Genomic DNA, 4,774 nt, shown 5'->3' on the forward strand with positions numbered 1-4,774 from the left:
CGGCCCAGGCGGCGCTCCTCGAGTCGAGCACCTACCGGGGCGGCTACCCCGAGCGGCGCCCCCAGCCCCAGCTCGATCCGACGGTGAAGAGGGTCCTGGCCGTGGTCGGTGGGCTGGCCATCGCGGGCGCCCTCTGGCTCACCCTCTCGGCGCTCACCGGGGGTGAGAGCGAGGAGAGCCCGGACGCCGCGGTCGCCGAGGGCGCCGCCTCGGAGAAGGACACCCGCGTGGCGCTGGCCCGCGCCAAGATGGAGGCCGAGGCCTGGGAGCAGGCCATCACCCACCTGGACGCGCTGCGCAGCGAGTTCCCCGACGACCCCACGATCCGGGACCTGCTGGGCCTGGCCCGGCGCGAGTCCTCCGCCCGCGACTCCCTGGAGAAGGGGCGCCGGGCCCTCGACAAGCGGCGCTACCAGGCGGGCATCAAGCACCTGATGGAGATCCCCCGGGACTCGAGCTACGCCCCGATCGCCGAGGCCGAGCTGCAGCGGGCGGAGCGCCTCTACGTCAGCCCGAAGCTGGAGCGAGCCCGCACCCTCCTCGTCAAGGGGGAGGCCCGCGAGGCTCTCGACAAGGTGCTCGGCCCCCTCCTCACCGTCTGGCCCGGCCACGCCGAGGCCACCGAGCTGCGGGACCGCGCCGCCGAGGTCCTCGAGGCCGAGCGGGCTGCCGAGCCCGAGGACGCGCCGCCTCCGGCCGATCCTCCCCCCCGCCCGACCCGCCCCCGCCCCCGCCGCTCCCCGCCGCGGGCCTCCTCCGGGCCCAGCGCCGCCGACCGCGCGATGGTCACGCAGGCCCGGGATGCCTTCGAGGAGGGCAAGATCGACAGCGCGCTGACCGCCGCCGAGACCGCCGCCGACCTCGGCGTCACCCAGGGGGAGACGGTCGCGGAGCAGATCCGCAAGTTCCAGCGCTCGGTGCGGGAGGGCGACCGCAGCAAGGAGGTCGCCCGGGCCCTCGGCAGCTACACCGACGCCCTCTTCCTGGCCGAGCAGATCACGCCGGGGGGTGGCGCCCCGGCCATCGGGCTGCGGCCCAAGCTGGCCCAGCTCCACTACATCTCGGCGCTCAAGGAGCGGAAGGCCGGCAAGCTGCCGAACGCCCGGCGCCACCTGACCAAGGCCCTGGGCTACGACCCGAACCACCAGAAGTCGCGAGACCTCCTGGGGCAGCTCTGATGAGCGGGGGGGAGCCTCCGCTCCCCCCCGATCCCCCCAGCTTCCTCCGAGCGCGCACGGCTCCGCTGGCCTGCGCCGGCTGGGCGCCGCCTCCGGCCGCTCCGGGAACGGGCGCCTCTTCACGCGGCCGGTGAGGGAGCCTCCGCTCCCCTCCCCCTAGGAGCGGCGCAGGAGGCGGCGGCCGAGCAGGAAGACGTTCAGCAGCGCCACCGCGACCAGCACCAGCACGCCCAGCGGATACTGCCACTGCTTGCGGGGCTCGACGTCGTCGAGGAGGATCCAGGCGGGCCGGGAGAAGTCGAAGCCGGTGCGCTCGGCGTACCACTGCCGGACCGGCTGGAACTCGGCCTCTTCGCGCAGATCGACCAGGCGGCCCCGGCCGCGGTAGATCGAGACGCCCTCCTCCCCGGAGCGCCCCTTCTTTGACTCGAGATCCGCCCGGACGAAGACCCGGGACCCGAGGACGAAGAAGACCTTGTAGCCCTGGCCGAGCTGCTTGTACTGCAGCTTCGCCAGGCTCGGCAGGCCGGAGATCGAGGCGAAGCGGTTCGGCCGGGCGCGATCCAGGTGGTAGACGCCCTCCTCGCCGAGCTCGATGGGGTTCGGATCCGAGAAGAAGTAGGCGACCTCGGCCCGGAAGCTCCAGCCCAGGTAGAGCGAGAAGCCGGCGATGGCCAGCATCAGGGCCGGGCTGCGCCACCCCGTGGGGTCGCGCCGGGCCACCCGCTCGACCTCGGCCTCGAGGCTGACGCCCGCGGACGCTCCGTCCTTCTGCTTCCCGTCCTCTGCCATCGATGCGTCCCTCGTCTCGGCTCCTCATAGAACGAAGCCGGCGTCCCCGGGAAGGGCGCCGGCTCGTCCGTCGAAAAGCCAGGAGCCTCGTCAGGAGGCCTGCTTCTCCTTCTCCGCGTTCGCGGACTTGGTGAAGATCCGCACGAAGTCCTTCTCGATCTGCTCCTCGTCGCAGTTCTTGGCGATGGCGAGCTCCTTGATGAGGAGCGCCCGGGCGGTGTCGAACATCTTCCGCTCGCCGAAGGAGAGGTCCTTGTCGAACTTGAGGAGGTAGAGGTCGCGCAGCACCTCGGCGATCTCGAAGACGCTGCCGGTCTTCACCTTCTCGGTGTACTCCCGGTAGCGGCGGTTCCAGGTCGTGGCGTCGACCGAGACGTCCTTCTTGCGGAGAATCCGGTAGACCTTCTTGGCCTCCTTCTCGTCGATCACGTCGCGGAGGCCCACCGAGTTCACCTTGTTGATGGGGATGAAGATCTTCTCGGTCTTCTTGTCGAGGAGCTGGAGGACGAGGAAGGAGAGGCGCTGCCCCATGATCTCCTGATGCTCGATCCCCATGATCTCACCCACGCCGTGCCCCGGATAGACCGCCTTGTCACCGACATTGAAACGCATGGATTCGCTCGACCTCCGTTGAATGGTCCTGGGCCCGGTCGAATACCACCACTCGCCAGGCCATCTTTCGGCCGCTCCCGTCCGGGCAACGGCCCGTGGCCGGACCTTGGGTCTCGCTCACGTCTGACTCGGTCCGGCCGGTTTTCAAAAAAGCTTCAGAGTTTCAGGATGTTATACGACCGAAATCGAATTTGTCAAGCAAAATGAGCACCCGGCCCCTGCCTTGCAAACCGCCCCCCGGGCATGGCCATTCCCCCTCGCCAGCCCCACTTCCTGCTCCTCGGGGCCCTCTCCGGGGTCTTCCTGGCGCTCCTCGGCCCCCTGCCGGCCGCGCCCCCCTCCTCCGCGGGCTGGCTTCTCCTCCTGGTGGCGGGGGCCGGGCTGGGCTGCCTGCCGCTCCTGCGTCCTGGCCTTCCCCCCGGGCCCCTCGTGCTCTCCGGCCTGCTCCTGGGCTTCTGCGGGGCCGCACCGGGGCGGCCGCAGCCCCCGGACCCGCTGCCCGCCCCCGCCGGGGAGGCGTTGGCCCCGCGCCGGGCTCGAGGCGTCCTGCGGGCCACGAGGCCCGCCGGGCGCTCCCGCCTCGGGCTGCTCCACCTCGAGCGCCTGGAGGGACGCCCGGAGCGCCGGGTGCTCTCGGTCTCCCTTCCCCCCTCGGCGCCCCCGGTGGGAGACGGGGACCGCATCGAGGCGCTCCTGCGCCTGCGGCCCTGGCCCCGCCCCTCCAACCCGGGGGAGCGGGACGAGGGCGCCCGCCTCCTGGCGCGCGGCGTGGCCGGCCGGGCACAGATCCTCTCCCTGGTCCGCCTGGAGACCCCCCGGCGAGGCCTGCCCGGACGCTGGCGCGCGGCGCTCCAACACCACCTCGAGCGGGGGCGGAGGCGGGTGCGGGCCACCCTCGAGGCCACCGTGCCGGATCCCACCCTCCGCGCCCTCCTCACCGCCCTCTCGCTGGGTGACGGCAGCACCCTGCCGCCACCCACCCGCCGCACCTTCGCCCGGGCCGGGCTCTCCCACCTCCTGGCCGTCTCCGGCCTCCACCTCGGGCTCCTGGTCCTCGGGCTCTACGGGCTGCTGCTCCGGGGTCTGGTCCTCCTCCTCGGCCGGCGCCCGCCCCGGGGCGTCCTGGGCGGGCTGGTACGCGAGCACCCGGTCGCGGCCGCCGCCGCCCTGGCTGGCCTGCTCACCGGGCTGCTGGTGAGCTGGATGGCCCACCCGGCCTCCGGGATGCGCGCCGGCGCGATGGTGCTCCCCCTCTTCCTGGGCCTCGCCCTGCGGCGGCGGCCGCACCCCCTGCGGGCCCTCCTCGCCGCGCTCCTCCTCCTCCTCCTCTGGGAGCCCTCCCTCCTCTCCCGCGTCGGCTTCCAGCTCTCCTGCGCCGCCGCCGCCGGGCTGGTGCTGGGCGCCGGGAGGCGGGAGGGCGACCCCCACCTCCCCCGGCGCCCCCTGGCCGGGCTCGTCGAGGCCACCTTCTGGGCCACCCTGAGCACCGCCCCCCTCGTGCTCCACCACTTCGGCCGCCTCCCCGCCGCCGGGCTGGTCTCCAACCTCCTGGCCATCCCCCTCACCGGCCTCCTCCTCCTCGCCCTGACCCCGGCGACCCTGGTCGCCGCCCTCCTCGGCCCGCAGGGGACCCCGGCCCTGGCCTTCCTCCCCGCCACCGGCCTCGCCCACGGGCTGGCCTCCCTCGCCCGGCTGGCCGCGGGTCTGCCGGGAGCCTCCCTCCTCCTCGCCCCTCCCTCCGCCTGGCAGCACCTCGCCTTCCTCCTGCTGCTCCTGCCCGTCCCCTGGCTGCGGCCGGGTCCGCGCCGCGGCCTGGCCCTCCTGGCCCTCGGGGTGCTGCTCTGGCCCACCGGGGTCGCCCGGCCACCCCTTGCGCCCCTCGAGCTCACCTTCCTCGACGTGGGTCACGGAGACGCCGTCCTGATCCGCACGGCCGCCGGCGACCTCCTCGTCGACGGCGGAGGCGACCACCGGGGCGCCCTGGCGGTGGGCGAGCGGCGGGTGGTCCCTGCCCTGCGCGCCCTCGGCGTCGATCGCCTCGAGGCGGTCTTCCTCACCCACCCCCACCCCGACCACCTCGGCGGCCTCGAGGCCGTCCTCGAGGCCTTCCCGGTGGGGGCGCTCTACCTCTCGGGCGAGGGCCTGGAGGACCGCTCGGCGCTCGGGGGTCCCCCCTCCCCCCTGGCGGCCCT

At 73.9% G+C, this 4,774-nt stretch carries 4 protein-coding genes; 2 read left to right on the forward strand and 2 right to left on the reverse strand.

The window, feature by feature from the left end:
* Window positions 1-1,178 (forward strand): hypothetical protein (locus tag P1V51_25295; GenBank protein ID MDF1566372.1); only part of this gene is annotated, 1,178 nt, incomplete at its 5' end.
* Between the two features lie 156 nt (window positions 1,179-1,334).
* Here the strand turns inward: P1V51_25295 and P1V51_25300 are convergent.
* Both P1V51_25300 and P1V51_25305 read right to left on the reverse strand, forming a co-directional pair.
* On the reverse strand, window positions 1,335-1,970 hold the full coding sequence (locus P1V51_25300; protein ID MDF1566373.1) for a hypothetical protein: 636 nt from the start codon (window positions 1,968-1,970) through the stop codon (window positions 1,335-1,337).
* 90 nt (window positions 1,971-2,060) lie between these two features.
* A complete protein-coding gene (locus P1V51_25305; GenBank protein MDF1566374.1) occupies window positions 2,061-2,582 on the reverse strand; it encodes a CarD family transcriptional regulator in 522 nt (173 codons plus the stop codon).
* 243 nt (window positions 2,583-2,825) lie between these two features.
* Here P1V51_25305 and P1V51_25310 point away from each other — a divergent pair.
* On the forward strand, window positions 2,826-4,774 hold a 1,949-nt coding region (locus P1V51_25310), incomplete at its 3' end, for a ComEC/Rec2 family competence protein (protein ID MDF1566375.1).

Source organism: Deltaproteobacteria bacterium (genome assembly GCA_029210625.1).
In the GTDB taxonomy this organism is placed as follows: Bacteria; Myxococcota; Myxococcia; order SLRQ01; family SLRQ01; genus JARGFU01.